Source organism: Beutenbergia cavernae DSM 12333, from assembly GCF_000023105.1.
Lineage (GTDB): Bacteria > Actinomycetota > Actinomycetes > Actinomycetales > Beutenbergiaceae > Beutenbergia > Beutenbergia cavernae.
The window spans coordinates 4,499,308-4,524,405 of the sequence record NC_012669.1 but is presented as its reverse complement, the minus strand read 5'-3'; the positions used below and the strand labels follow the sequence as shown (position 1 = coordinate 4,524,405).

Sequence of the window (25,098 nt, the reverse complement as noted above, 5' to 3'; positions counted from 1 at the left end):
GACGCTCCTCCTTATGCAGCCGCGCTGACCAGGCACACTCAGCGCGGCAGCCCCTCGACGGTTCGGGGGGCTTTTTCGTGCCACCACCACACCCAGGAGGAGCACACGAAGGAGACGCGTCATGAGCGCGAGCACGGACCAGACCACGGCGACGGACGCCGCCGCCGCACGCACCGCCGTCGAGCACCACTGGCAGGGGGTGTGGGAACGCCTCGGCCTGTTCACGGCGCGCGACGACGGCTCGGCCGAGCGCCGCTACCTCGTCACGATGTTCCCGTACCCCTCCGGCGACCTGCACATGGGGCACGGCGAGGTGTTCGCGCTCGCGGACGTGCTGGCCAGGTACTGGCGGATGCGCGGCTACGACGTGCTGTTCCCCATCGGTTGGGACTCCTTCGGCCTGCCCGCGGAGAACGCCGCGATCCGCCGCGGCGAGAGCCCCGCCGTCTACACCTCCGACAACATCGCCACCCAGGCCGCCTCGATCCGCCGGTACGGGGTCTCGTTCGACTGGACGCGCCGGTTCCACACCTCCGACCCGGAGTTCTACCGGTGGAACCAGTGGATCTTCCTGCGGATGGTGGAGCAGGGGCTGGCGTACCGGGCGGCGTCGTCGGTGAACTGGTGCCCGCAGGACGGCACGGTGCTGGCGAACGAGCAGGTCGTGTCGGGCCGCTGCGAACGGTGCGGCACGCCGGTGGTGCGGCGCGACCTCGTGCAGTGGTTCTTCCGCATCACCGACTACGCGGACCGATTGCTGGACGACATGGCGCTGCTCGAGGGCCGGTGGCCCGACCGCGTCCTGACGATGCAGCGGAACTGGATCGGCCGCAGCACGGGGGCGCGGGTGCGGTTCGCCGTCGTCGGTCCTGTTCCGCCGGAGGGGTCCGACGACGGCGTCCCGGCCGCGCGGGAGGGGGCGGCGCCGTCGGACGTGGTCGTCTTCACGACCCGGCCGGACACCGTGCCCGGCGTGACGTTCCTCGCCGTCGCCCCCGACTCCGACCTGGCCGATCGCCTGTGCGCGCCGGAGCAGCGCGCCGCGTTCGAGGCGTACCGCGAGCTGGTGCGCGCCGCGACGGAGATCGAGCGTCAGGCGACGGACCGGCCGAAGACGGGCGTGCCGCTCGGGGCGAGCGTCCGGCACCCGGTGACCGGCGCCGTCGTCCCCGTGTGGGCGGCCGACTACGTGCTGCCGGGCTACGGGACCGGCGTCGTCATGGGCGTGCCGGCGCACGACGAGCGGGACGCGGCGTTCGCGCAGGTGCACGGCGTCGGCGTCGGGGACGCGTCGCTGATGCCAGAGCTGGACCCCGCGCGGCCCGGGGCGTTCGACGGCGTCGCCTGGGCCGAGCCGGCTGTCAGCTACCGGCTGCGGGACTGGCTGCTGTCGCGGCAGCGCTACTGGGGCACGCCGATCCCGATCGTGCACTGCGGTGCCTGCGGCGAGGTGCCCGTGCCCGACGACGAGCTGCCCGTCGTCCTCCCCGACCTGCGCGGGGCGGACCTGACGCCGCGCGGGGTGTCGCCGCTGGCCGCGGCGTCGGAGTGGGTGGACGTGCCGTGCCCCCGGTGCGGCGGCCCAGGGCGGCGCGACACCGACACCATGGACACGTTCGTGGACTCGTCCTGGTACTTCCTGCGATACCTGTCGCCGACGTTCACCGGCGGGCCGTTCGACGCCGAGGACGCGCGGCGGTGGATGCCGGCCGTGCGATACGTCGGCGGGGTGGAGCACGCGACGGGGCACCTGCTGTACGCGCGGTTCATGCAGAAGGTCCTGCGCGACCTGGGCCTGGTGGACGACGTCGAGCCCTTCGCCGCCGTGACGAACCAGGGGCAGGTGATCAACGAGGGTCGCGCGATGAGCAAGTCGTTGGGCAACGGCGTCGAGCTGGCGGAGCAGCTGGACGCGTACGGGTCCGACGCCGTGCGGCTCACCATGGTGTTCGCCGGTCCGCCGGAGGAGGACATCGACTGGGCCGACCTGTCTCCGGCGGGCGCGGAGCGGTTCCTCGCGCGCGCGCTGCGGCTGGCGCGCGACGTCACCAGCTCGCCCGGCGCAGACCCGGCCGGTGGCTCCGCGACGCTGCGCCGCGTCACGCACCGGACGGTCCGCGACGTCGAGGGTCTGCTCGAGGGGCTGCGGTTCAACGTGGTCGTGGCGCGCGTGATGGAGCTGGTGAACGCCGCGCGGCGGACGCTCGACGGCGCCGCGGGTGGCGGGCGCTCGGCGTCGGGCGGCGGGCGCCCGGAAGCGGGCGGCGGGCGTGAGGGCGACGACGGCGGCCCGGGTGATGCGCTGACGGGTGCGGCCGACCCGGCGGTGCGCGAGGCGGCGGAGGTCGCGGCGATCCTGCTGTCGCTCGTGGCGCCCTACACGGCGGAGGAGATGTGGGCGGCGCTGGGGCGCGGGCCCTCGGTGGCGGCCGCGCCGTGGCCGGAGGTCGACCCGGCGCTGCTGGTCGAGTCGACGACCGTGGCGATCGTGCAGGTCGACGGGCGCGTGCGCGATCGGCTGGACGTGCCGCTCGACGTGTCCGACGACGAGCTGCTGGGTCTGGCGGCGGCGTCGCCCGCCGTGGAGCGCGCCCTGGCCGGCCGGGCCGTGACGCGGACGATCGTGCGCGCGCCGGGGCTCGTCAACCTCGTGACGCGCTGACGCCCTGACCCCTGACCCCTGACCCCTGACGCCTCACGCCTCACGCCTGACGCCTCACGACTCACGCCGAACCTCGTACTTCCCGTCGAACCTCGTACCCCGGGGTGCGAGGCTCGACGGGAAGTACGAGGTTCGGCGGGTCAGCGGGTTCGGCGGACCAGCGTGCCAGCGGGCCCAGCGGGCCACGCCCGACGGGACCTCAGCGCAGCGCGTCGAGGATCGGCTTCGCCACACCCGGCGCCGCGAAGTACCCGGAGATCCCGTGCCGGTTCGGCGTCACGTTGTCGATCGTCGAGTCGTCGGTGATCTGCACCCGGGACGACGACGGCAGGGGGAAACGGTCCGCGGTGAGCGGGTACAGCGCGACGACGTCGCGGGGGTCCCGAGCGTTGAGCCAGGACCCCACGGGATCGGGCACGCGGATCGGGTCGAGCCGCTTGAGCGTCGCGCGGATCGCCGTCACCGCGAGCGGCGAACCCACCGTCACGAGCAGCGGCACGTCCCACGAGTCGGCCTTCACGTGGGAGCGAAGCACGTGATACGCGACCACCGACCCGAGCGAGTGCCCGACCACGATCGTCGGCTCGCCGTCGGGCATGGCGGACGCGACGCCGTCGTCGATCGTCTCCCTGATCGCCGAGTCCGTGAGGTACCGGTAGACGTCGTGCGTGACGAGCGCGATCGTGGCCGCGCTGCCGCCCGGCAGGTGCTGGTCGATCGCGCGGAGCACGGCGCGCACCCACGGCCAGTCGCCGAAGCCGCGCTCGATGACCTCGGGCTCGTCCGACGCCTCGACCACCTCGTCGTCGGACAGCCCCACGGCGAGCTGCCACTCACGCATGACGTCGAGCATGAACGCCTTCTCGCCGTCGTCCACGTCGTCGCCCCGCACGATCACCGCCGCCGCCTCCCGCGGGCTCATGCCGGCGGTCAGCTGCGCGAGGGTGTCGCCGTAGTACGGGAAGTGGATGAGCTCCTCCGTGATGGGCAGCGGGCCGGAGCCGGCGAGGGCCCCCACCCAGTCGGCCTTGAGGCCGATCGAGTCGAGGCCGGCTTGGCCGCGGCCGTGGACGAGCACGAGGTGGGTCATCACAGCTCCTGGTGGGTGAGAGCGGTCCGGACGACGTCGACGCCGGCCGGGTCGAGCTGGGTCCAGAGCGAGTCGAGGAGGTGCCGCTCCAGGTCACGCAGGGACGGCGGGAGGCCCGCGCGGCGAGCCCGCAGCACCGCCCAGCCCTGGGTGAGCATCGGGAACGCCGGCGCGACGTCGTCGCCGGGGCGCACGACCGCCGGCGGGGACGACCCGAGGAGGGCGACGTCGTACGGGACGAAGCCCAGCGCCTCGCGCAGCGGCCGGGCGAGGGCGTCCACCCGGTCGCGCAGGCCGAGCTCCGCGAACGCGTGCGCGGCGTAGATCGCGAGGCCCGGGTCCGCGCAGCCGGTGAGCCGGAGGCGCTCGGCGAACGCGTCGGCGTCGGCCACGGTCAGGCGGAACGTGCCCTGCTGCGACCCCGCTGCCGTGACCGCTCGCAGCGCGCGGAGCTCGTCGGCGTGCTCGCTGAACGTCGCATGCTGCCACGACGACGGCGACGGCTCGTACGCGACGTCGACCAGCTCGCCGTCGGCGACCGTCAGCGTGACGATCATGTCCTGCGCGATCGGGACGACGACGCCGCGTCCCGACCCGAGCACGACCAGCGCGTTGGCACCCGGTCGCGGAGAACCGACGACGGCGGCCGCCCCGTGATCGAGCTGCCACACGTCGGCGCCGGGCACGTGCAGGTGGTCGATCGCATCGCCGCGGATGACGACGCCGGTCTGGATCTCGGGGGAGATGTCCATCCCGCGTGCGATGTCCTGGGCGAGGCGGCCGACGCCGGCGACGTCGTCCACGGCCGTGTCGCTCACGAGCTCGGCGAGCGCGATCGTCTCGCTCGGCGACGCCGTGAGCGCGGACTGCGTGAGCGTGTCCATCACCGTGGTCGGGCTCCAGGCGACGGGCTCGGAGGGCTCCCCGATCGCGTCGACCGGCGCCAACTCCTGCTGTTCCTGCTGCTGCTGCTGTTGTTGTTGCTGCTGCTGCTGCTGTTGTTGTTGTTGCTGTTGCTGTTGCTGTTGCTGTTCGGGCCACATGGGCGCCGGCACGATCGGGATCTCGCCCGTGATGGGCGCCTCCGGCCGCACGCCGGCACCAGCGGGGAAGCCACCGCCCGGAGCCGGCGCCGGCGGCCCGCCCGGGCGGGCGGGCGCTCCACCGTTCGCGGCTCCGCCGTTGGTGGCGCCGTCCGCGCCGCCGCCCCCGGCCTCCTCGACGCGAGCCACCCAGCTCCCGCCGAGCGTGACGATCGCGTCCGGGAGCTGGTTCACCTTGCCGACGAGGCCCAGCTCCGCCACCCGGGCCGGCACAGCTCGCGCCAGGTACTCCTTGAGCGAGGGCGGAAGGACGTACGAGGCGTGGTCGGCGGGCCCGTCGCCGGGGGAGAGCACCTCGGCGGCGCGGCCGGAGAGCGCCTCGAGCAGCGCGTCCGTGTAGAGCGCGCGGTAGGCAGCGCTCGTCACGGCGGGGTCCTTGACCTCCGCGGCGGTCCGCCCGAGCCCGCAGCCGTAGAACACGTCGACGGACGACGACGTCTCGGCAGGTGCGTCGTTCGGGAAGATCTCGCGGCCGATCACGGCCTGCGCGGGGAGGCCCTCGGGCGGCGTCCGGCAGGCGTCGGACACGAACACGACGTGTCGCACCCCGCTGCCCTCCGCGAGCAGGCGCGATCCGGCGACGGCGACGGCGGCCGACGTGTCCCGGGGGGCGTCGCTCAGCAGCCAGTACTCGGAGCGCCGCATGCTCACGCCGTGCCCGGCGAAGTACACGAGCAGCTGGTCGACGCCGGCGCCGTCGAGAATGCGCGTGATCGCGCCGAAGATCGCGTCGCCGGTGACCTTCTGGCCGTCGGCGTCGGTCAGCAGGACGGCGTTCTCCTCCGGCATGCCCTGGGCCAGCGCCCAGGCATGCATGCGCCGGGCGCCGGCCGCGGCGTCCCGGAGGGTCGGCATGCCGCCCGTCGAGTCGACCCCGATGAAGACCCCTGCTCGCTCCACTGCTGCGCCCCTCGTCGCGCGGGAAGGTGGTGCGCCTTGTCTACTCCGCACGCAGGGCCGATGTCATCGGTCCCACCGGGTGAACCTCGGGGTGATTCCACCTCGCTCCTTGGCGTCCGCGTCCACCTGCCCTGCGCGACGCAGCGCGGCACAATGGAGTGCGGGCGCCACCAACCCGAGGCGCCCGCAGCGCACGGCCCACAAGGCCAGCGACGAGAGGTTCGACGATGACCACTGCCCTGCCCCTGCCCGATCTCGTCCACGAGCGCGTGGAGGTGGTGACGGGCCGGCGCAGCGGCCTGTTCGTCGCCGTCGCCCTCCACTCGTCGGTCCTCGGCTCCGCCCTCGGCGGCGCCCGGCTGTGGACGTACCCGCACTGGAGCGACGCACTCGGCGACGCCCTGCGGCTGTCCGCAGCGATGACCCTGAAGAACGCCGTGGCCGGGCTCGACGCCGGCGGCGGGAAGAGCGTGATCGGACTCGAGCCCGGCGTCGTGCTCGACGCCGATCGCCGCCGTGCCGCGTTCCTCGACCTGGGCGACGCCGTCGAGTCCTTGCACGGGCTGTACCGCACGGCCGAGGACGTGGGGTCGACGACGCAGGACATGCTCGTGGTCAGCGAGCGCACCGAGCACGTGGTCGGGCTGCCCGACGCCGTCGGCGGCGCGGGCGAGCCCGCAGGGCCGACGAGCCTCGGCGTCCTCGCCGCGATCCACGCGACTCTCGAACGCGTGACCGGCTCACCGGACCCGGCCGGCCGGCGCATCACGATCGCCGGCGTCGGGCAGGTGGGCGGCCGGCTCGCGGAGCGGCTCGCGGCGGAGGGCGCCACGCTCACGCTGACGGACGTGAACCCGGCGAAGCGCGTCCTCGCGGAGTCGCTCGGTGCCGCGTGGGTGGAGCCCGGGACCGAGCACCTCGTGCGGGCTGACGTGTTCGTGCCCGCGGGCGTGGGCGGTCTCCTCACGGACGACGTCATCGACACCCTCGACGCGTCGGCCGTGTGCGGTCCCGCGAACAACCCGCTGGCGTCGCACGACGGCGCGGATCGGCTCGCCGCGCGCGGGATCCTCTACGCGCCGGACTTCGTGGTCAACGCCGGAGGCGTCATCTACCTGGACCTCGAGTCGAAGAGGCTCGGCACGCACGAAGAGATCCTGGACCGGGTCCGGCGGATCGGCGACGTCCTGCGCCGCCTGCTCGACGACGCCGACCGCCTCGGCGTGACGCCGCTCGAGGCGGCGGAGCGGCTCGCGGCCGAGCGCCTCGACGCCGGCGGCCGCGTCGCCGTCAGCTCGCCCGGGGCGTGAGCAGCACGACCTTGCCGTGCGTCTCGCGCGCCTCGAGCGCGCGGTGGGCATCGGCGGCGTCCGCGAGCGGGAACGTCGACCCGACCAGCGGCACGCGGGTACCGTCCGCCGCCCGCGCGAGGGCCTCGGACTCGAGCGACGCGAGCCCGCCCTCGCGCGCCACCATCGCCGGGCCGAGCACGTCCACCACGCGGCGGTCGGCGTCGTCGTACGCGGTCTGCTCGCCGGACGTCCAGCCGTACCGCACGAGCCGGCCGCCCGGGGCGAGCAGCGCGTAGGCGCGGCGGCCGACGTCGCCGCCGACGGCGTCGAACACCACCGTGGGCGGTGGTGCCAGCTGCCGGACGACGTCGTCCCAGTCCGGCCGGGTGTAGTCGACGACGACGGCGGCGCCCGCCTCACGGGCGACCGCCAGCTTCCGCTCCCCGCGGGCGAGGCCGACGGCGGTGCCGCCGACGCCGGCGACAGCCTGCACGAGGAGCACCCCGAGCCCGCCGGCGGCGGACGTGACGACGGCGACCTCGCCGGCCTGCAGCTCGGCGAGGTCGAGGATGCCGGTGGCCGTGCGCCCGGTGCCGATGGCCGCGACGGCGACCGCCGCGTCGAGCCCGTCCGGGATCTCGTACGCCCGGGCCGCGGCGACGACGGCGAGCTCCGCGGAGCCACCGCCCCTGCCGGCGCCGAGGTGCGCGACCACGCGGCGCCCGAGCCACGTGTCGGGCACGCCGTCGCCCACCGCGTCCACGATGCCGGCGACCTCGCGCCCCGGGATGGTCGGGAGCTCGGGGAGCGGCGCCGGACCGCCGTCGGCGCCGGAGCGGATCGTGGTGTCGAGGAGGTGGATGCCGGCGGCCTCGACGGCGATCCGGAGCTCGCCCGCACCGGGCTCGGGATCGGCGACGTGCTCGGGGTGGAGGACGTCGGGCGGGCCGAAGCTGTGGTGCCGGATGGCGAGCATGGGGTCTCCTCGGGGTCGGACCCTCATCCCACAACCTCGACCATGCTCGAGGTCAAGCGTAGGCGCCACCGCCCGGTGGGCGGGACGGACGGGCCTCACCGACGACGGCGTCCCGTGCGTTCTCCAGGTAGGTGCGCTCGGCCGCGTTCCCGGCCAGCTCGGCTGCCCGCGCGTATGCCTCCGCGGCGCCCGCCGGGCGCCCGAGACGTGCCAGCAGGTCGCCGCGGACCGCGTGGAACACGTCGTAGCGCTCGAGGGTGAGCGCCTCGACCAGCGCGAGCGCCGTCGTCGGCCCGTCCACCTCGGCGACGGCGACCGCCCGGTTGAGCTCGACCACCGGGCTCGGCGTGAGGGCGAGCAGCTGGTCGTAGAGGGCGACGACCTGGCGCCAGTCGGTGTCGGCCGCCGACGGCGCGTCCGTGTGCACCGCCTGGATCGCTGCCTGCACCTGGTACGGGCCGGGACTGTTGCGGCGCAAGCAACGCCGGACCAGCGCGTGGCCCTCGGCGATCAGTCCGCGGTCCCAGAGATCGCGGTCCTGGTCGCGCAGCAGGACCAGCGCGCCGTCCTGGCCGGTGCGGGCGGGCCGGCGCGACTCGCTGAGGAGCAGGAGCGCGAGCAGGCCGAGCACCTCGGGCTCGTCCGGCATGAGCTCGGCGAGGAGCCGGCCGAGGCGGATCGCCTCGGCACACAGGTCGTCGCGCACGAGATCGTCGCCCGAGCTCGCGGCGTACCCCTCGTTGAACACGAGGTAGACGACGGCGAGCACGCCCGCGAGCCGGTCCGGGAGGTCCGCGTCGCGCGGCACGCGGTACGGGATGTGGGCGTCCCGGATCTTCCCCTTGGCGCGCACGAGCCGCTGCGCCATCGTCGCCTCCGGAACGAGGAACGCGCGGGCGATCTCCGCCGTCGTCAGCCCGCCGAGCAGACGCAGGGTGAGCGCCACCTGCGCCTGCCGGCTGAGCGCCGGGTGGCAGCAGGTGAAGACGAGCCTGAGCCGGTCGTCGCGCACGGGACCCTCCTCGGCCGGTGGCTCGACGGCGTGGAGGAGCGCGGCCTGAGCGTGCCGGTCGGCGCGGGACCCCTCGCGGCGGAGCCGGTCGATCGCCTTGCGGCGCGCGGTCGTGATGATCCAGCCGCCCGGGCTCGGCGGCGGACCATCCGGCCAGTGCTCGAGCGCCGCGACGAATGCCTCCTGCACCGCGTCTTCCGCGATGTCGATGTCCCCGAACGCGCGGACCAGGACGGCGACGGCGCGCCCGTGGTGTTCGCGGAACACGGCGGCGACGGCGGTCGGGGTCGAGCTCGCCGGGCTACGGCGCTGACCCGCTGAGTGGGTCATTGCCGTATCGCCTGCACGGGACCCGAGCCCTTCGCGGCTACGGCGCTGACCCGCTGAGTGGGTCATTGCCGTATCGCCCGCACGGGACCCGAGCCCTTCGCCGGGCTACGGCGCTGACCCGCTGAGTGGGTCATTGCCGTAGCGCCCGCACATGGCTCGGCCCCTCCGCCGTCGCCCACGGGAGTCACGTGGTGGCGCCGTCCTGGAACGGGCGGACCTCCACCGGGATCGTCACGGCCCGGGCGAGCTTGCGGCCCCACTCGAGCGCGGCGTCGAGGTCGGGAGCCTCGAGCACGGTCAGGCCGCCGACGTGCTCCTTCCCCTCGACGTAGGGGCCGTCGGTGACGAGGACGTCGTCGCCGCTGGGGCGGATCACGGTCGCGGTGCTCGGCGGGTGGAGGCCGCCGGCGAAGACCCAGGCCCCGGCCTCGCGCAGCTCGGCGTTGAACGACTGGACGTCGCGCATGATGGGCTCGAGGACGTTGGGCGGGGCGGGCGAGCCGTCGCCGGGCTGCATGATCGTGAGCAGGTAGGTCGGCATGGTTCCTCCTCGGTGACCGCGGCCCGGCTCGTCCGGGCCGCTCACCCTCTGTACGAACGGCGGTGCGCTGGATCGACATCGTCCTCCCGCGAGGCGCGGACTGCTAGCCTCTCGACATCAAGTATCTCGATGTCGAGACTTCGAGAACCCCGAGACACCAGGGAGTCGACCGTGCCGCACTGGGACCCGACGTCGTATCTCACCTACGCGGACGAGCGCAGCCGTCCGTTCGTCGAGCTCGTCGGACGGGTGCCGCGGGCGCCGCGCACGATCGTGGACCTCGGCTGCGGGCCGGGGCACCTCAGCGCCGTCCTGCGTACGCGCTGGCCGGAGGCCGAGATCCTCGGCATCGACTCCTCGCCGCAGATGATCGAGCGTGCCGTCGCCGAGAACACCGACGCGCGCACCTCCTACCGGCTCGGAGACATCGCGAGCTGGGCACCGCCGTCGCCCGTCGACCTGGTGGTGTCGAACGCCGCCCTGCAGTGGGTGCCGGACCAGCTCGACGTCGCGCGGCGGCTGCGCGAGCACGTCGCCCCGGGCGGGGCGCTCGCGATCCAGGTGCCGCACAACCACGACGAGCCGAGCCACCGGCTGCTGCGGGACGTCGCGGCCCGGGAGCCGTACGCGCAGCACACGGAGCACGTCACGCTCTCACGGGGGACGTCTGCGACCGCGTACCTCGAGGCGCTCGCCGGCCCGGGCTGGAGCATCGACGCGTGGGAGACCACGTACCTGCACGTGCTCGACGGCGACGACCCGGTCCTGGCGTGGATCTCCGGCACCGGTGCGCGCCCTGTGCTGCAGGCGCTCCCGGACGAGCTGCGCCGCCGGTTCGAGGCCGAGTACGGGGCGGCGCTCCGCGACGCGTACCCGCGGCGCCCGTTCGGCACGGTGCTGCCGTTCCCGCGCACGTTCGTCGTCGCGACCCGAACCGCGACGTGAGGCTCGACCCTGGGTCGGTCGCCGCGACCGTCAGACCTTCGCTGCCTGCTCCGCGGCCTTCCGCTCCGCTTCGAGGAGCTTCTTCTCGGCCTCGCGCACGACGTCGCGCTCCCGCTTGAGCTCCTCCCGCAGCTTCTTCTCCGCCTCGCGGCGTCGCTTCGCCGCCTCACGGACCTTCTTGTCGGTTCGGTACAGCTGCGTGCGCCGGTTCTCGGCGGCGACGTCGTCCGCCTCGTTCGCGGGCGGCTCACCCGAGGCGCGCGTCGCGATGAGGTGCGCGACGCCGTCGAGCACCCGCTCCACGGCGAACTCCAGCTCGGGGCTGGTGTCGAGGTCATCCGTCCCGGCGTAGGAGCCGCGTTCGAACAGCGGGCGCAGGTAGGGGAACTGCTCGGGCGTCACCAGCTCGAGCATCGCCGCGCCGACGTCGGACGAGGCGTCACCGCGCTTCAGGCGCTGCTCGACGACGCCGTACCCCGTCATGAGGTTCGTGCCCATGAGGATGACGCCGATCTTCTCCTCGTCGTCGAACGGGGCGTCACGCAGGGCGCGCAGCCCGTGCTCGACGATGCGCAGCGCGTTCGGGGTGACCGGCGGTCCCGAGATCGGGACCTCCGTGATCCACGGGTGAGCCTCGAAGATGCCTGCGAGCGTCAAGAGCCACGCTCGGAGCTCGGAGCGCCACCCACCGCCGTCGGGCGCACCGGACGCCCCGGGGTCGACGCCCCGGGCGAGGTCCTCCGCGTCGGCGGCCGGCGGAAGGACGGCCTCGCCCTGGACCGCGTCGGCCATCAGCTCGAGCAGGTCGTCCTTGCTGGTCACGTAGCGGTACAGCGACATCGTCGTGTACCCGAGCGACGTCGCGACCTTGCTCATCGAGACCGCGGCCAGCCCCTCGGCGTCGGCGATCTGGACGGCCGCCTCGACGATGCGCTCGGTGGACAGCTCGCCGCGCGGCGGCCGTTGCGGCCGCGCGGCGAGCCCCCACGCGAGGGCGACGGCGTGCGGGAGGGCGGGTGCGTCGTCGTCCGACATCGCTCGCTCGTCCTCCCGCACGCTCATCCGTTGGTCCGCCGAGTCTACGGGCGCGCTCAGCGCGCCCGGCGGCGACCGAACGCCACCGCCGCCCCGACGGAGCTCACCAGGAGCACCCCGCCCAGCCACGCGAGGGCGGGGACCAGGTTGCCGGCCGTGGCGCCGCCCGCGAGGAGGTCGCGCAGGGTCTCGATGATCGGCGTGAACGGCTGGTTCTCGGCGAAACCGTGCAGCCACGTGGGGAGCGTCTCGATCGGCACGTACCCGCTGGAGACGTACGGCAGGAACAGGAACACCATGTTGAGGCTCTGCGCCGCCTCGACGCTCATGACGAGCCCCGCCGCGGCGCTGAACCACGCGAACGTGAGCGCCATGACGGCCGCGTAGCCGGCGACGGCGAACCAGTCGCCGAGGCCCGCGTCCGCCCGGAACCCGAGGGCGTACGCCACCCCGATCGTCACCGCGACCGACGCGAGGTTGCGCACCGTCGAGGCCAGCACGTGGCCCCACAGCACCGACGAGGCGTGGATCGGCAGCGTCTTGAAACGGTCGATCGTGCCGGACGTGAGGTCCTGCGCGACGCTCACCGCCGTCGTCGCCGCCCCGAACCCGATGCACATGACGAGCACGCCCGGCACCACGTAGTTGATGTAGTCGCCGTCCCCGCCCGAGATCGCGCCGCCGAAGATCACGACGAACACGGTCATGATGGCGATCGGCAGCACGAACGCCGTGATGAGGCCGTCGAGGCTGCGCAGGTTGCGGCGGGTCTCGCGGCGCACCATCGTGCCGATGCTGCGGAGGGGGCCGACGACGGCGGCCCGGGGCGTGCTCGTCGCCCGGCCGGTCGCGGGAGGGGCTGGGCTGGTCAGCGTGGTCATCGGTTCGCTCCCGTCGTGGCTGGCTCGTCGGCCGGGGTGGTCGTGGTGGTACGGCGTGCCCCGGTGAGGGCGAGGAAGACGTCGTCGAGGCTCGGCCGCACGATGGCGACGGAGTCGACGGCGAGGTCGTGGGCGTCGGCGAGGTCGAGGAGCTCCCGGACCGTGCCGACCGAGCTCTCGGCGCGGACCGTCACGCTGAGCCCGCGCTCGTCGACCGTGCTGATCGGCAGGCCGAGGCCGCGCGCGACGTCGAAGCTGCGTGCGTCGTCGAGCACGAGGCGGACCTGGTCTCCAGCCTCGCGGCTGACGCGCGCCTTGAGCGCCGCCGCCGTGCCCTCCGCGACGATCCGGCCGCCGTCGAGCACGGTGATGCGGTCGGCGAGGTGGTCGGCTTCCTCGAGGTACTGCGTGGTGAGGAGGATCGTGGTGCCTTCGCGGGCGAGGTCGGCGACGACGTCCCACAGGTCCATGCGGCTGGCCGGGTCCAGGCCGGTGGTCGGCTCGTCGAGCACCAGCACGGGTCGACGTGCGACGAGGCTCGACGCCAGGTCCAGCCGGCGCCGCATCCCGCCGGAGTACGTGCCGACCTGACGGCGGGACGCCGCCGTGAGGTCGAAGCGCTCGAGGAGCTCCGACGTCCGGCGCTTGCCGTCGCGCTTCGACAGTCCGTTGAGCGCGGCCATCTGGAGGAGGTTCTCCTCGCCGGTCTGGAACTCGTCGACCGAGGCGTACTGGCCCGTGACGGCGACCCGGGTGCGTGCCGCCCGGGGCGACGCGACGACGTCGATCCCGCCCAGGTGCACCGTGCCCGCGTCCGGCGCGATGAGCGTGGTGAGGATGCCGACCGCCGTCGTCTTGCCGGCACCGTTCGGGCCGAGCAGCGCGACGATCTCGCCGCGCTTCACCTCGAGGTCGACGCCGCGGAGCACGGCGTTCTTTCCGTAGGACTTCGCCAGTCCCCGGATGGCGATCATCGGATCCTGCATCACTGTCTCCTCGCGTGTGGGGCACACACTCGTGTGTGTGGCGTACATGAACGTGTACACCATACACACGATGTGTCTCGTACGCGCAAGGGGGTTCGGGGAGGCGAGACGCCGAACCTCGTACCTCGCGTCGAACCTCGCACCACGGGGTGCGAGGTTCGACGCGTTGTACGAGGTTCGACGCCCGTGACCGGGCCGGTGCTCAGGCGATGTCGCGTCGGCGCACCACCAGCACGCTCGCGAGGACCGCCGCCACCAGATAGGCGAGCGTCACGCCCACGGCGAGCCCGCCGTCGAGCACGGTGAGCACGCCGGGCGAGCCGCCGGCCGCCGTGCCCGCGGCCTCGGTGACCGCGCCGGCCAGCGATCCGGACGCCGTCCCCGGCAGGTAGTCGGTGACGTAGGCGAGCTCGGGCAGCAGGCCGGCCGCGCCGCGCAGCAGGTTCTCGACGACGAGCGACCACACGAGGCCCAGCCCGATCGCGATCGCCGGGCTGCGGGTGAGCAGGCCGATCAGCGCCCCGACGGCCGCCCACATCCCCATGATGAGCAGTCCGCCGCCGAAGGACCGGGCGAGGTCGACGGCGTCCGGCCACGCGGCGTCGGCGCCCTCGAGCACGGCGATCCCGGACGAGACGGCGAGGTCGAGCGCGAGCGTCGCCCCGACGGCCACCACCACACCCAGCGCGACGGCGAGGAGCGTGCCGCCGAACGCCGTCGCCCGCCCGGGACCTTGCGTGAACACCGTCTTCCAGGTGCCCCAGCCGAACCCGCTGCCGACGGCGAGCGCGCCGAGCGTCAGCATGATCGCGCCGCCGAACATCGGCATGCCGTTCGTCAGCAGCCCCGGGACGGCGGACGGCAGCAGGCCCGCGAGCAGCGCCTCGCGCGGGACGCCCTCGGCGGCGAAGCTCTCCGACCCGCTCGCGTACGCGAGGTAGTTGAAGACGTAGGCGAACGTCAGGTTGAGGAGCAGCCAGACGCCGAGCAGCACCCACACCGCCGGCCAGAGCCGGAGCCGGAGCGTCTCGGCCGCTGCGCTGCGGACCAGCGAGCGTGCGGTGGACGACGGCGGAACGGACGTCGTCGGGATCGGTGGGGTCGCGTGCGTGGTCGCCATGCGTCAGTCCTCCTGGGTGCTGGCCGGCGTCGCCGGCGAAGTCGTGAGCTCGAAGAACACGTCCTCGAGGGACCGCTCGAGCGGTCGGATCTCGTGCACGTCCACGCCGGCCGTCACGAGGGCGTGGGCGACGTCGGGGGCGCGAGCCGGGTCGACGTCGAGCCGCAGGCCGCCGTCGACGGCGTGCACGGCGCCGTCACCGGCAAGTCGCGTGGCGACGTCGAGCGCCTGGACCCCGGGCTCCGCGTGGACGAACAGCCCACGACCGCCGCGTAGCTCGGCGACGGTGCTCTCCGCGAGGAGGCGACCGCCGGAGATGACGCCCACCCGGTCCGAGATCTCCTGGACCTCGCCCAGCAGGTGGCTCGAGAGGAGCACCGTCTGGCCCTGGCGTGCGAGGTCGACGATGAGGGCGCGCATCTCGGCCATGCCGCCGGGGTCGAGCCCGTTGGTCGGCTCGTCCAGGATCAGCAGCTCCGGATCGCCCAGCATCGCCGCGGCCACGCCGAGCCGCTGCTTCATCCCGAGCGAGTAGGAGCGGAACGCGTCGCGGCCGCGGCCCGCGAGGTCGACGCGCTCGAGGGCGGCGTCGACGGCGCTCGCGGGCAGCGCCTGATAGCGGGCGAGGACCCGGAGGTTGTCGCGGCCCGAGAGGTACGGGTAGAAGCCCGGCCCCTCGACGAGAGCGCCGACCCGCGCGACGGCGCCCGCTTCCCCGGGCAGACGGTCGAGGACGCGCGCGGTGCCGGCCGTCGGGCGGACGAGGCCGAGCAGCATGCGGAGCGTGGTGGTCTTCCCGGCGCCGTTCGGGCCGAGGAAGCCGTACACCTCGCCGCGCCGGACGGTGAGGTCGACGGCGTCGACGGCGAGGCGGTCGCCGTAGCGCTTCGTGAGGCCGCGCGTCGTGACGACCGGTGGCTCGGAGCGTCGCGCGGAGTGCCGGCTCGCGTCGGCGGGGGCCTGGGTTCTCGCGTGTGTGGTCATGGCCTCCACGGTCCCGCCGCGGGCGCGCCGGCACGTCCGCCCGCGGGGCCTTTCGGGGTACGCCCGGCTACGTAGGTGGTGCCGCCCTGGGCGGCACCCACGGAGTACTTCTCCTGGCCACCCGGGGTCCGGCCGACCGTGTTGTTGGTCCCCCCGTCACGGCCAACCGTGTTGTTGGTCCCCCGAACCGCCGCCTCGGGGGAGTGATCGCACGGTGCGGGGTTGTCTGGAGTGAGGAACCGCACGGTCGGCACGTCACAGGGGGCGACGCCTAGGCTCGCGAGCGTGCCGTCGTTCCGGATCGAGACGCCGATCGCGGCGCCGATCTCCGCGTGCTTCGACGCGGCGCGCTCGGTCGATGCCCACCTTGCCTCGATGTCCCGGTCGGGGGAGCGCGCTGTCGCCGGCGTCACGTCCGGGCTCCTGACGTTCGGCGACGCCGTGACCTGGGAGGCGCGCCACCTCGGCATCCGGTTCCGGATGACGGCGACGATCACCATCCTCGAGGCGCCGCATCGGTTCGTCGACGAGCAGGTCGCCGGCCCGTTCGACGCCTGGTGGCACGAGCACACGTTCGCGGAGCGCCCTGGCGGCGTCACCCTCATGACCGACGACGTCCGGTTCCGATCCCCCCTCGGCCCGCTGGGCGCCGTCGTCGACCGCCTCGTGCTCACCCGCTATCTCCACCGACTGATCGACGCGCGGGCGCAGTGGCTCAGGAGCACGCTGGAGGCGTCCTGAGAGTGCGAGGCGAAAGTCGTGGAGCCCGGATGTCGATCCGCCCCTGGCCCGTTCGACCTGGGGATGAGAGGGTCCGAACCGCGACCCGACACAGCTGAGGAGAGAACGATGAAGTACATGCTCATCATGCGGACGACCGACGAGGCCGCGCAGGACTTCCAGGACGTGGACTTCGACCAGATGCTCGAGACGATGGGCAAGTTCAACGACGAGCTCATCAACGCCGGCGTCCTCCTCGCCGCCGAGGGCCTGGACCCCGAGCCGGGACTCGTCGTCGACCACGGTTCCGAGACGCCGGTCGTGAGCGACGGGCCGTACGGCGAGACGAAGGAGCTGTTCGGCGGCTACTACATCCTCGACGTCGCCTCGCAGGAGGAGGCCGTCGAGTGGGCGAAGCGCCTGCCGTACTCCGGGCCCGGCATCAAGACCGAGATCCGCCGCGTCAGCACGATCGACGAGTTCCCGCAGGACAACCCGTGGATCAAGAGGGAACGCGCCTGGCGGGAGCGGACGGGCCAGCTCTGAGCGAGCGGTCCCCGGAGCCGGGAACCGGCCGGTCCGCCTCGAGCGGACCGGCCGGCGACCCGGGCGACCCCGGCGCGAACGCCGCGCCCTCGGCCGGACGCGCCGCGCCCCCGACCGGGCGCCCCGCGGCGCCGGCGAGCCCGCCGGGCAGCGGCCGGCAGGCGGTGGAGGCGGTGTGGCGCATCGAGTCGGCGCGCATCGTCGGCGGCCTCGCCCGCTACACGGGCGACTTCGCACTCGCCGAGGACCTCGCCCAGGAAGCGCTCGCGGAGGCACTCGTGACCTGGCCGCGTGAGGGTGTCCCGCACAACCCGGCGGGCTGGCTGCTCACGGTGGGACGCCGTCGGGCGATCGACACGTTCCGCCGGCGCTCGGCGCGCGACGAGCGCTACGCCGTCCTCGCCCGCGACCTCGACGACGGTGAGGCCGCCACCGGGGCGCCCCCCAGCGGTGACCGCGCCGATCGCGACCTTCTCTGGGACCCCGATCGCATCGACGACGACATCCTCGCGCTCACGTTCACGGCCTGCCACCCCGTGCTCTCGCGCGAGGCGCGGGTGGCGCTCACGCTGCGCGTGATCGGTGGTCTCACGAGCGACGAGATCGCGCACGCGTTCCTCCAGCCGACCGCCACCGTGCAGGCCCGGATCACGCGGGCGAAGAAGACGCTGGCCGCGGCGCAGGTACCGTTCGAGGTCCCGCCCGCAGACGAGCGCCGCGAGCGGATCGGTTCGGTGCTCAACGTCGTCTACGTCATCTTCACAGAGGGGTCGACGGCGTCGTCCGGCGACGACCTCATCCGCGTGGACGTGGCTTCCGAGGCGCTACGACAGTCGCGCGTGCTGAGCCGCCTCCTGCCGGACGAGCCGGAGGTCCACGGCCTGCTCGCCCTGCTGGAGCTGACGGCGGCCCGATTCCCGGCGCGCATCGGGCCGGATGGCGAACCCGTGCTGCTGGAGCAACAGGACCGACGGCGGTGGGACGCCTCGGCGATCCGTCGCGGTCGGGCCGCGCTCGCCCACGCGGCCGGCCTCGGACGCGGCCTCGGGGCGTACGGGCTGCAGGCGTCGATCGCCGAGGTGCACGCTGTCGCGCCATCCGTGGCGGACACCGACTGGAGCCGGGTGGTGCTCCTGTACGACGCTCTCGCCGAGCTGACGCCGTCGCCGGTGGTCGAGCTGAACCGCGCCGTCGCCGTCTCGATGGAGCGCGGTCCGGCCGCCGCGCTCCCGCTCGTGGACGCGCTGGCCGACGACGCCCGGCTCGCCGGCTCGCACCTCCTGCCGAGCGTCCGAGGTGAGCTGCTGCGCCGCATGGGGCGCACGGACGACGCGCGGGCGGAGCTGGAGCGCGCCGTCGCCCTGTGCGGCAACGCCCGCGAGCGCGCCGTGCTGGAGGGCAAGCTCGCCGACCTCGGCGCCTGAGCTCGCCCAGCCCGCCTCGGGCCCACCACCCACAACGAGGTGGCGAGGCGACGCCCGGCGCGCTCAGACGACGGCGTGCTCCTGCCGCCCGAGCCCGGAGATCTCCAGCGCGACGACGTCGCCGGCACCCAGGTACGGGAAGCGGCCGGACAGCGCCACCCCCTCCGGCGTCCCCGTGCAGATGAGGTCGCCGGGGGAGAGTTCCAGGTACTGCGACAGGTGCCACACGATGAAGCCGACGTCGAAGATCATGTCGGCGGTCACGGAGTCCTGCCGGGCCTCACCGTTGACCCAGGAGCGCAGCTGCAGGGCGCCGGCGTCGACCTCGTCGGCGGGCACGAGCCACGGTCCGGTGGGCGCGAAGCCCGGCGCGGACTTGCCCTTCGACCACTGGCCGCCGGACTCCTCGATCTGCCACGCGCGCTCGCTGACGTCGTCGACGATCGTGTACCCGGCGACGTGCTCGAGCGCGGCCTCGCGCGAGGGCAGCTGCCACGCGGAACGTCCGATGACGACGCCGAGCTCGACCTCCCAGTCGAGCTTCGTCGCGCCGGGCGGGAACGGGACGTCGTCGTCCGGCCCGACGACCGTGTTGGGGTGCTTGAAGAAGATGATCGGCGACGACGGCGGCTCGGCCCCGGACTCGGCGGCGTGCGCCGCGTAGTTCTGGCCGATGCAGATCACGGCGGGGGGCTGCGCGACCGGCGCGCCACGCCGCAGCGAGGCGGCGCCGTCGAGCACCGGCAGCGCACCCGCGGCGAGCGCCTCCCGCACCCGCGCGATCCCGCCCGAGGCGAGGAACGCGCCGTCGAGGCGGCCGACCAGCGGGCGCAGGTCGTAGACGTTGTCGCCGTCGCCGACGGCGGGGATCTCCGCGCCGATCGGTCCGAGTCGCATCAGGTGCACGGGTGCCTCCGGTGAGTGGGTGGACGACGGCGTCGGGCGCCGTCGCCGTGCTGGGCGGGCCTGGTCATCAGATTAGAGTCGGCGCGTGACGACAGAGATGACGTATCGCCAGCTGGGCGACTCCGGGTTGACCGTCTCCGTGCTGGGCATCGGGTGCAACGCGTTCGGCGCGCGCATCGACGCCGAGGCAGTCCGCGGCGTCGTCGGCGCCGCGCTCGACGCCGGGGTGACCCTGTTCGACACGGCCGACTCCTACAGCCGCGGCGAGAGCGAGACGCTGCTCGGCGAGGCGCTGGGCTCGCGCCGCGACGAGGTGGTCGTGGCCACGAAGTTCGGCTCGGACCTCGGCGGGCTCAACGGGCCGGACTGGGGCGTGCGCGGGTCGCGCCGCTACGTGCGACGCGCGGTGGAGGGCAGCCTGCGCCGCCTGGGCACCGACTACATCGACCTGTACCAGCTGCACTTCCCGGACCCGGTGACGCCCATCGAGGAGACGCTCGAGGTGCTCCACGACCTGGTCACCGAGGGCAAGGTCCGGTACATCGGGTCGTCGAACCTCACGGCGTGGCAGGTGGTCGACGCCGAGTGGACCGCCCGCTCCGCCGGCACCACGCGCTTCATCAGCGCCCAGAACAAGTACTCGCTGTACGACCGCTCCGCCGAGGCCGAGCTCGTCCCGGCCTGCGAGCGGACCGGCGTCGGGATCCTGCCGTACTTCCCGCTGGAGTTCGGCCTGCTGACCGGGAAGTACACGCGCGGCCAGGCGGCGCCCGAGGGCACCCGGCTCGCCGACCCACGCCAGACCAGCCGGCTGGCGGCGGCGGACTTCGACCGGATCGAGGCCCTCGAGCGCTTCGCGGCGGACCGCGGCGTCGGCATCCTCGACGTCGCGATCGGCGGGCTCGCCGCGCAGCCGGCGGTCGGCTCCGTCATCGCGGGCGTCACCCGGGGCGAGCAGGTGGCGGCCAACGCCGCGGCAGCCGCCTGGACGCCGTCGCCCGAGGACCTCGTGGCCCTCGACGAGATCCGCTGACGGGACCGGCCGCCTCACGCGGGCGCCGGCACGTCCGCGCGGAGCAGGCCGGCGGAGCGCAGGTCGCGCCAGAGTGCGGCGGGGACCGCCGTCGCCGCCCGGTCGAGCGCCTGCGTGACCTGTTCAGCCGTCCGCAGCCCCACGACCGTCGAGACGACGGCCGGGTGCCCGCGCACGAACGCCAGGGCCGCCGCGGGGAGGGTCACCCCGTGCGCCTCGCACACGTCGGCGATCCGGTGCGCCCGCATCAGCAGCTCGCGGGGCGCCTGCGCGTAGTCGTACGTGGCGTCGGCGGGCGGCCTGTCGTGCGCGAGCAGCCCGGAGTTGTACACCCCGGCGACGACGACGCCGACCCCGCGTTCGGCGGCGAGCGGCAGCAGGTCGTCGGCCGCGCTCGGGTCGAGCAGCGTGTAGCGCCCGGCGCACATGACGACGTCGACGTCGCCCTCGCGCACCACGCGTGCCAGCGGCGCGGACGCGTTCATCCCGGCGCCGATCGCGCCGATCACGCCCTCGTCGCGCAGCGCGGCGAGCGCGGGGATCGCCTCGGCGATCGCGACGTCGAGCAGGCCGGCCTCGTCGGGGTCGTGCAGGTAGACGACGTCGACGCGGTCGAGTCCGAGCCGCCCCAGGCTCTCCTCGAGCGAGCGGCGCACGCCGTCGGCGGTGAAGTCCCAGACGCGGCGGACGTCGGCCGGCACGTCGAACATGCCACCGTGGTCGAGGTCGCGTTCGTGCGCCGTCGACGGTGACGGAACGAGGAGCCGCCCGACCTTCGTCGACAGCACGAGCTCCCCGCGGGGTCGATCCCGCAGCAGGGCGCCGAGCCGTCGCTCGGACAGCCCGAGGCCGTAGTGCGGCGCCGTGTCGAAGTACCGCACGCCGCCGTCCCAGGCGGTCTCGACGGCGCGGGCGAACTCCTCGTGCGTCGTCGGGCGGTACAGGTCCCCGCCCTGCGCGGCGCCGAACCCGACCTCGGTCAGCGCGACGTCGCGCCGCGGCAGCCTCTGCGTGTCCATCGGGCGCCGCTCACTCGGGCCGCAGCCGCAGACCCTGCATGCCGCCGTCGACGGCGAGGGTCGTGCCGGTGGTCGCGCTCGCGAGCGGGGACGCCAGGTAGCAGACGGCGTGCGCGACCTCGGCCGGGGTGACGAGCCGGCCGCTCGGCTGGCGCGCCGCGAGGGCCACGCGCTCGGCGGCCGGGTCGTCGGCGGCGTCGAGCAGGCGCCCGACCCACGGGGTGTCCACGGTGCCCGGGTTCACGCACGTCACGCGGATTCCTTCGCGCACGTGGTCAGCGGCCATCGCGAGCGTGAGCGACTGCACGGCGCCCTTCGTCGCGGAGTACAGCGCGCGGTTCGGCAGGCCGGCGCTCGCCGCGACCGAGCACGTGTTGACGATCGCCGCGTGCTCGCTGGCCCGCAGGTGCGGCAGCGCCGCCCGGGTGACGCGGACGAGCCCGAGCAGGTTGACGTCGAGCACGCGCAGCCACTCGGCGTCGTCGTTGTCGGCCACCGTCCCGGCGGCCCCGATGCCGGCGTTGTTGACGAGCACGTCGAGTGCGCCGAGCGCGCCCGCGGCCTCCGCGACGGCGCGCCGGACGCCGTCGTCGTCCGTCACGTCCGCGACGACGGCGACGCCGCCCGGCTGGGCGTCGTGCGCGCTGCGGTCCAGCGTCGCGACGCGCGCCCCGCGCTCGGTGAGCGCCGCGGCGACCGCGGCGCCGATGCCGCTCGCCCCACCCGTCACCAGAGCGACGAGACCGGCGAACTCGCCGGACGCCGTCGTCGGCCCGCTCACGACGCCGCTCCCGCGACATCCTCCGCGGCGGCCCGGGCGCCCGCCCAGTACGCGCCGTCCCGGAACGTGTACGTCGCGACGGACTCGGGGAACATCTCCGTGGAGTAGCCCGGCCGGGACGGGACCACGTAGCCCGGGCCCTCGCCGTCGTCGCGCACCTCGACGGGGTCGGTGAAGTGCTCGTGCAGGTGCTCCACGTACTCCGTGACGCGGCCGTCCAGGTCGGCGCCGATCGCCACGTAGTCGAGCACCGACACGTGCTGCACCATCTCGCACAGGCCCACGCCGCCGGCGTGCGGGCAGACCTTGACGCCGGTGTGCGCGGCGAGGAGGAGGACGGCGACGATCTCGTTGATGCTCGCGAGGCGGCCGGTGTCGAGCTGGAGGAAGTCGAGCGACCCGGCCTGGATGAGCTGCTTGAACATGACCCGGTTGTGGCAGTGCTCGCCCGTGGCGACGCCGATGGGCGCGAGCGCCTCGCGGATGGCGGCATGACCGAGGATGTCGTCCGGCGACGTCGGCTCCTCGATCCAGTGGAGGTCGAAGTCGCTGAGCGCGCGGACCCACTCGATCGCCTGCGGCACGTCCCACACCTGGTTCGCGTCGATCATGAGCTTGCGGTCCGGGCCGATGACCTCGCGGGCGATGGCGAGGCGGCGCCGGTCGTCGTCGACGTTCGCGCCCACCTTGAGCTTGACGTGGGAGTAGCCCTCGTCGACGGCCTCCTGGCACAGCCGCCGCAGCTTCGCGTCGTCGTAGCCGAGCCAGCCGGCCGACGTCGTGTACACCGGGTAACCGCGGCGCTCCAGCTCCGCGAGGCGTTCGGCCTTCCCGCCCTCGCGCTCGCGCAGGAGGGCGACGGCGTCCTCGCGCGTCAGGACGTCGGACAGGTAGCGCAGGTCGGCGACGTCGACGAGCTGCTCCGGCGTCAGGTCGGCCAGCAGGCGCCACAACGGCTTCCCGGCCTGGCGTGCGACGAGGTCCCAGGCGGCGTTCATGACGGCCGCGAGCGAGAGGTGGACCACGCCCTTCTCCGGGCCGAGCCAGCGCAGCTGTGAGTCGGCGGTGAGGTCGCGGTACAGGCCGCCCATGTCGCGCGCGATCGCGTCGGTGTCACGCCCGACCAGCAGCGCCGCCTGCTGCGTCGCGGCCTCGACCACGATGTCGGTGCCGCGGCCGATGGTGAACGTGAGGCCGTAGCCGGCGAGCGGTGCGCCGTCGCCGGCGGTGCCGTCGGTCTCGAGCACGACGTAGGCGGCGGAGTAGTCGCAGTCGGGGTTCATCGCGTCGGAGCCGTCGAGCTCGAGCGACGTGGGGAAGCGGACGTCGGTGACGGTGACGCCGGTGATCGTGGGCATGCCGATCCCATCGGTGGTAGCAGACATCGGATGTTTGGGCGGCAGCCTAGCCGAACCTGGTGGAGCGACCTCCTTCCCCGCCGCGCCTAACGCGCTGCGCTCGGGTTGTGCCAGGTCAGCCCGTCGAAGCGGGCGAAGTCACTGTCGAACGAGCAGATGCCGACGCCGTGCTCGAGCGCGAGCGCGGCGAGGTGGGCGTCCGTGACCAGGTTGCCGCGGAGGTCCCCGGCGGTGAGGAGTCGGCCAAGGATCGCCGCATGCCCGTCACCCGGCGTCGGGATCCAGGCTGGATCCGCGCGCAGCCACTCGGTGATGAACGCCCACGCGGCCCCTGGGGTCAGCGGCTGTGCTGCGGCTCGCGGGTGGGAGGCGATCCGTTGGAACGCGAGGAGCGAGGGCCACGGAAGGCCGACCCGGGCCGGTCCGCTCAGTGCCTCCTCCAGCCATTCCTTGGCGGCGCGGTGGAACGGGCTGCCGGTGTCGACGGCGTACAGCAGCACGTTCGCGTCGACGATCACCGTGGCGCGTCCAGGTCGGCCTCATCGAGGAGCTCGAGAGCCTCGGCCACGTTGGAGACGTCGATCCGCAGACCGAGGTCCGCCGTCCGCTGCCGGTATCGGCGCTCCGCAGGTGCGCCGCGATGCAAGCCCGCCCGCGCCAGCTCGTTGACGGCTTCGCCCAGGCCGATGTGACGCTCGCGCCGAAGCCGCTCCGCGGCGGCCGCGACGTCGTCGTCGAGCCTGATCGTCGTGCGCATGGATCGATCGTAGCATCACTGGTGCGACGATCGAGCATCAGTGATGCGCGGTCCGCAGGTCGGAGGACTGGGGTTCGCGCGTCGGGTAGCTGCCGCTCGGTGGGTTGCCCGGGTGCCCGGAGACTCACCCGGACCGGGGGATGGCGCGCCGTGACCGGCGAGCCTAGGGTCGGCGTCGAGAAGGGCCCGACGCGAAGGAGCACGCCATGACCACGTTCACCGTCTGGAAGTTCGACACCCCCGAAGGCGCCAACGGGGCCTCCGACACTCTCAAGGCCGCGGCGTCGGACGGGCTCGTCCGCGTGGTGGACTCGGCGATCGTCTCCTGGCCGGCCGACGCGAAGGCCCCGAAGACGGTGAACCGCAACGAGGACTCGTGGCGGGGCACGGGCTGGGGCGCGTTCTGGGGCCTGCTGTTCGGCACGCTGTTCTTCGTCCCCTTCCTCGGAGCCGCCGTCGGTGCCGCGGCGGGGGCGATCAGCAAGGCCGTCGGCGCCGTCGGGATCAACGACGAACAGCTCGAGGAGATCCGCACCCAGGTGACGCCGGGGACGTCGGCGCTGTTCGTGGTCACCGAGAACGCCGACACCGACCGTCTCGGCGAGCGGTTCCGCGGGCACGCCAAGCTCATCGCGACGAACCTCACGGACGCCGAGGAGAAGGTCCTGCTCGAGACGTTCGGCGCCTGACGCCGTCG

Annotated in this window: 24 protein-coding genes; 8 read left to right on the top strand and 16 right to left on the bottom strand. The window is 73.9% G+C overall.

Translation table 11 applies throughout. The features are described from left to right. The first annotated feature begins 121 nt into the window (after nt 1-121). Nucleotides 122-2,662 carry a leucine--tRNA ligase gene (locus BCAV_RS20590; protein ID WP_015884568.1) on the top strand — a complete coding sequence of 847 codons (2,541 nt, stop codon included), beginning with the start codon at nt 122-124 and terminating at the stop codon, nt 2,660-2,662. Nucleotides 2,663-2,861: 199 nt separating this feature from the next. Here BCAV_RS20590 and BCAV_RS20585 read toward each other — a convergent pair whose 3' ends face one another. Further along, complete coding sequence (locus BCAV_RS20585; protein WP_015884567.1) at nt 2,862-3,752, bottom strand: hypothetical protein; 891 nt, start codon at nt 3,750-3,752, stop codon at nt 2,862-2,864. Next, nucleotides 3,752-5,755, bottom strand: a complete 2,004-nt coding sequence (locus BCAV_RS20580) for a caspase family protein (RefSeq protein ID WP_015884566.1) — start codon at nt 5,753-5,755, stop codon at nt 3,752-3,754. Before BCAV_RS20580 ends, BCAV_RS20585 begins: the two co-directional genes overlap by 1 nt. Before the next feature lie 227 nt (nt 5,756-5,982). Between BCAV_RS20580 and BCAV_RS20575 the strand changes: the two genes are divergently transcribed. Next, nucleotides 5,983-7,065 (top strand): Glu/Leu/Phe/Val dehydrogenase family protein, encoded by a 1,083-nt coding sequence (locus BCAV_RS20575; RefSeq protein ID WP_015884565.1) that lies wholly within the window; start codon nt 5,983-5,985, stop codon nt 7,063-7,065. On the opposite strand, the gene BCAV_RS20570 is transcribed toward BCAV_RS20575, so the two are convergent. From BCAV_RS20570 to BCAV_RS20560, 3 genes are all read right to left on the bottom strand, one after another. Then, a complete protein-coding gene (locus tag BCAV_RS20570) occupies nt 7,046-8,023 on the bottom strand; it encodes a zinc-binding dehydrogenase (RefSeq protein WP_015884564.1) in 978 nt (325 codons plus the stop codon). The two genes, BCAV_RS20575 and BCAV_RS20570, sit on opposite strands and share 20 nt — an antisense overlap. Nucleotides 8,024-8,075: 52 nt before the next feature. Then, nucleotides 8,076-9,365, bottom strand: a complete 1,290-nt coding sequence (locus tag BCAV_RS20565) for an RNA polymerase sigma factor (protein WP_015884563.1) — start codon at nt 9,363-9,365, stop codon at nt 8,076-8,078. A gap of 184 nt (nt 9,366-9,549) precedes the next feature. After that, the gene (locus tag BCAV_RS20560) at nt 9,550-9,906 is read right to left on the bottom strand and encodes a YciI family protein (protein ID WP_015884562.1); all 357 of its coding nucleotides are present in this window, start codon (nt 9,904-9,906) and stop codon (nt 9,550-9,552) included. A 171-nt stretch (nt 9,907-10,077) separates the two neighbouring features. On the opposite strand from BCAV_RS20560, the gene BCAV_RS20555 reads away from it, so the two are divergent. Then, entirely contained in the window at nt 10,078-10,851 is a 774-nt protein-coding gene (locus BCAV_RS20555) for a methyltransferase domain-containing protein (protein WP_015884561.1), read from the top strand. A 30-nt stretch (nt 10,852-10,881) separates the two neighbouring features. Here BCAV_RS20555 and BCAV_RS20550 read toward each other — a convergent pair whose 3' ends face one another. From BCAV_RS20550 to BCAV_RS20530, 5 genes are all read right to left on the bottom strand, one after another. After that, nucleotides 10,882-11,913 (bottom strand): TetR/AcrR family transcriptional regulator, encoded by a 1,032-nt coding sequence (locus BCAV_RS20550; protein WP_015884560.1) that lies wholly within the window; start codon nt 11,911-11,913, stop codon nt 10,882-10,884. Between the two features lie 29 nt (nt 11,914-11,942). After that, nucleotides 11,943-12,767, bottom strand: a complete 825-nt coding sequence (locus BCAV_RS20545) for an ABC transporter permease (protein ID WP_015884559.1) — start codon at nt 12,765-12,767, stop codon at nt 11,943-11,945. Continuing rightward, on the bottom strand, nt 12,764-13,753 hold the full coding sequence (locus BCAV_RS20540; RefSeq protein WP_043347649.1) for a daunorubicin/doxorubicin resistance ABC transporter ATP-binding protein DrrA: 990 nt from the start codon (nt 13,751-13,753) through the stop codon (nt 12,764-12,766). The genes BCAV_RS20545 and BCAV_RS20540 overlap by 4 nt, the downstream gene beginning before the upstream one ends. Nucleotides 13,754-13,955: 202 nt before the next feature. Beyond that, nucleotides 13,956-14,873 (bottom strand): ABC transporter permease, encoded by a 918-nt coding sequence (locus tag BCAV_RS20535; protein WP_015884557.1) that lies wholly within the window; start codon nt 14,871-14,873, stop codon nt 13,956-13,958. 3 nt (nt 14,874-14,876) lie between these two features. Beyond that, on the bottom strand, nt 14,877-15,857 hold the full coding sequence (locus BCAV_RS20530; RefSeq protein WP_015884556.1) for an ABC transporter ATP-binding protein: 981 nt from the start codon (nt 15,855-15,857) through the stop codon (nt 14,877-14,879). Between the two features lie 285 nt (nt 15,858-16,142). Here BCAV_RS20530 and BCAV_RS20525 point away from each other — a divergent pair, with 285 nt between their 5' ends. The 3 genes from BCAV_RS20525 to BCAV_RS20515 all read left to right on the top strand — a co-directional run bounded on the left by BCAV_RS20525 (nt 16,143) and on the right by BCAV_RS20515 (nt 18,547). Further along, nucleotides 16,143-16,598 (top strand): SRPBCC family protein, encoded by a 456-nt coding sequence (locus BCAV_RS20525; protein ID WP_015884555.1) that lies wholly within the window; start codon nt 16,143-16,145, stop codon nt 16,596-16,598. 108 nt (nt 16,599-16,706) lie between these two features. Next, on the top strand, nt 16,707-17,123 hold the full coding sequence (locus BCAV_RS20520) for a YciI family protein (RefSeq protein ID WP_015884554.1): 417 nt from the start codon (nt 16,707-16,709) through the stop codon (nt 17,121-17,123). A 164-nt stretch (nt 17,124-17,287) separates the two neighbouring features. Next, the gene (locus tag BCAV_RS20515) at nt 17,288-18,547 is read left to right on the top strand and encodes an RNA polymerase sigma factor (protein ID WP_015884553.1); all 1,260 of its coding nucleotides are present in this window, start codon (nt 17,288-17,290) and stop codon (nt 18,545-18,547) included. Between the two features lie 63 nt (nt 18,548-18,610). Here BCAV_RS20515 and BCAV_RS20510 read toward each other — a convergent pair whose 3' ends face one another. Then, the gene (locus tag BCAV_RS20510; protein WP_015884552.1) at nt 18,611-19,453 is read right to left on the bottom strand and encodes a fumarylacetoacetate hydrolase family protein; all 843 of its coding nucleotides are present in this window, start codon (nt 19,451-19,453) and stop codon (nt 18,611-18,613) included. Nucleotides 19,454-19,550: 97 nt separating this feature from the next. Between BCAV_RS20510 and BCAV_RS20505 the strand changes: the two genes are divergently transcribed. Further along, nucleotides 19,551-20,486, top strand: coding sequence for an aldo/keto reductase (locus tag BCAV_RS20505; RefSeq protein ID WP_015884551.1), 936 nt, complete (start codon nt 19,551-19,553; stop codon nt 20,484-20,486). A 14-nt stretch (nt 20,487-20,500) separates the two neighbouring features. Here BCAV_RS20505 and BCAV_RS20500 read toward each other — a convergent pair whose 3' ends face one another. The 5 genes from BCAV_RS20500 to BCAV_RS20480 form a co-directional block, all read right to left on the bottom strand. Further along, the gene (locus tag BCAV_RS20500) at nt 20,501-21,505 is read right to left on the bottom strand and encodes an aldo/keto reductase (protein ID WP_015884550.1); all 1,005 of its coding nucleotides are present in this window, start codon (nt 21,503-21,505) and stop codon (nt 20,501-20,503) included. 10 nt (nt 21,506-21,515) lie between these two features. Next, nucleotides 21,516-22,286, bottom strand: a complete 771-nt coding sequence (locus BCAV_RS20495) for an SDR family NAD(P)-dependent oxidoreductase (protein WP_015884549.1) — start codon at nt 22,284-22,286, stop codon at nt 21,516-21,518. Next, nucleotides 22,283-23,644: an enolase C-terminal domain-like protein gene (locus BCAV_RS20490; RefSeq protein WP_015884548.1), complete on the bottom strand. Its 1,362-nt coding sequence runs from the start codon at nt 23,642-23,644 to the stop codon at nt 22,283-22,285. Before BCAV_RS20490 ends, BCAV_RS20495 begins: the two co-directional genes overlap by 4 nt. Nucleotides 23,645-23,730: 86 nt before the next feature. Then, entirely contained in the window at nt 23,731-24,162 is a 432-nt protein-coding gene (locus tag BCAV_RS20485) for a TA system VapC family ribonuclease toxin (protein ID WP_015884547.1), read from the bottom strand. Beyond that, nucleotides 24,159-24,401, bottom strand: a complete 243-nt coding sequence (locus BCAV_RS20480; RefSeq protein ID WP_015884546.1) for a hypothetical protein — start codon at nt 24,399-24,401, stop codon at nt 24,159-24,161. Before BCAV_RS20480 ends, BCAV_RS20485 begins: the two co-directional genes overlap by 4 nt. 206 nt (nt 24,402-24,607) lie before the next feature. Here BCAV_RS20480 and BCAV_RS20475 point away from each other — a divergent pair, with 206 nt between their 5' ends. Then, nucleotides 24,608-25,090, top strand: a complete 483-nt coding sequence (locus tag BCAV_RS20475; protein WP_015884545.1) for a DUF1269 domain-containing protein — start codon at nt 24,608-24,610, stop codon at nt 25,088-25,090. The last annotated feature ends 8 nt before the right edge of the window (nt 25,091-25,098 follow it).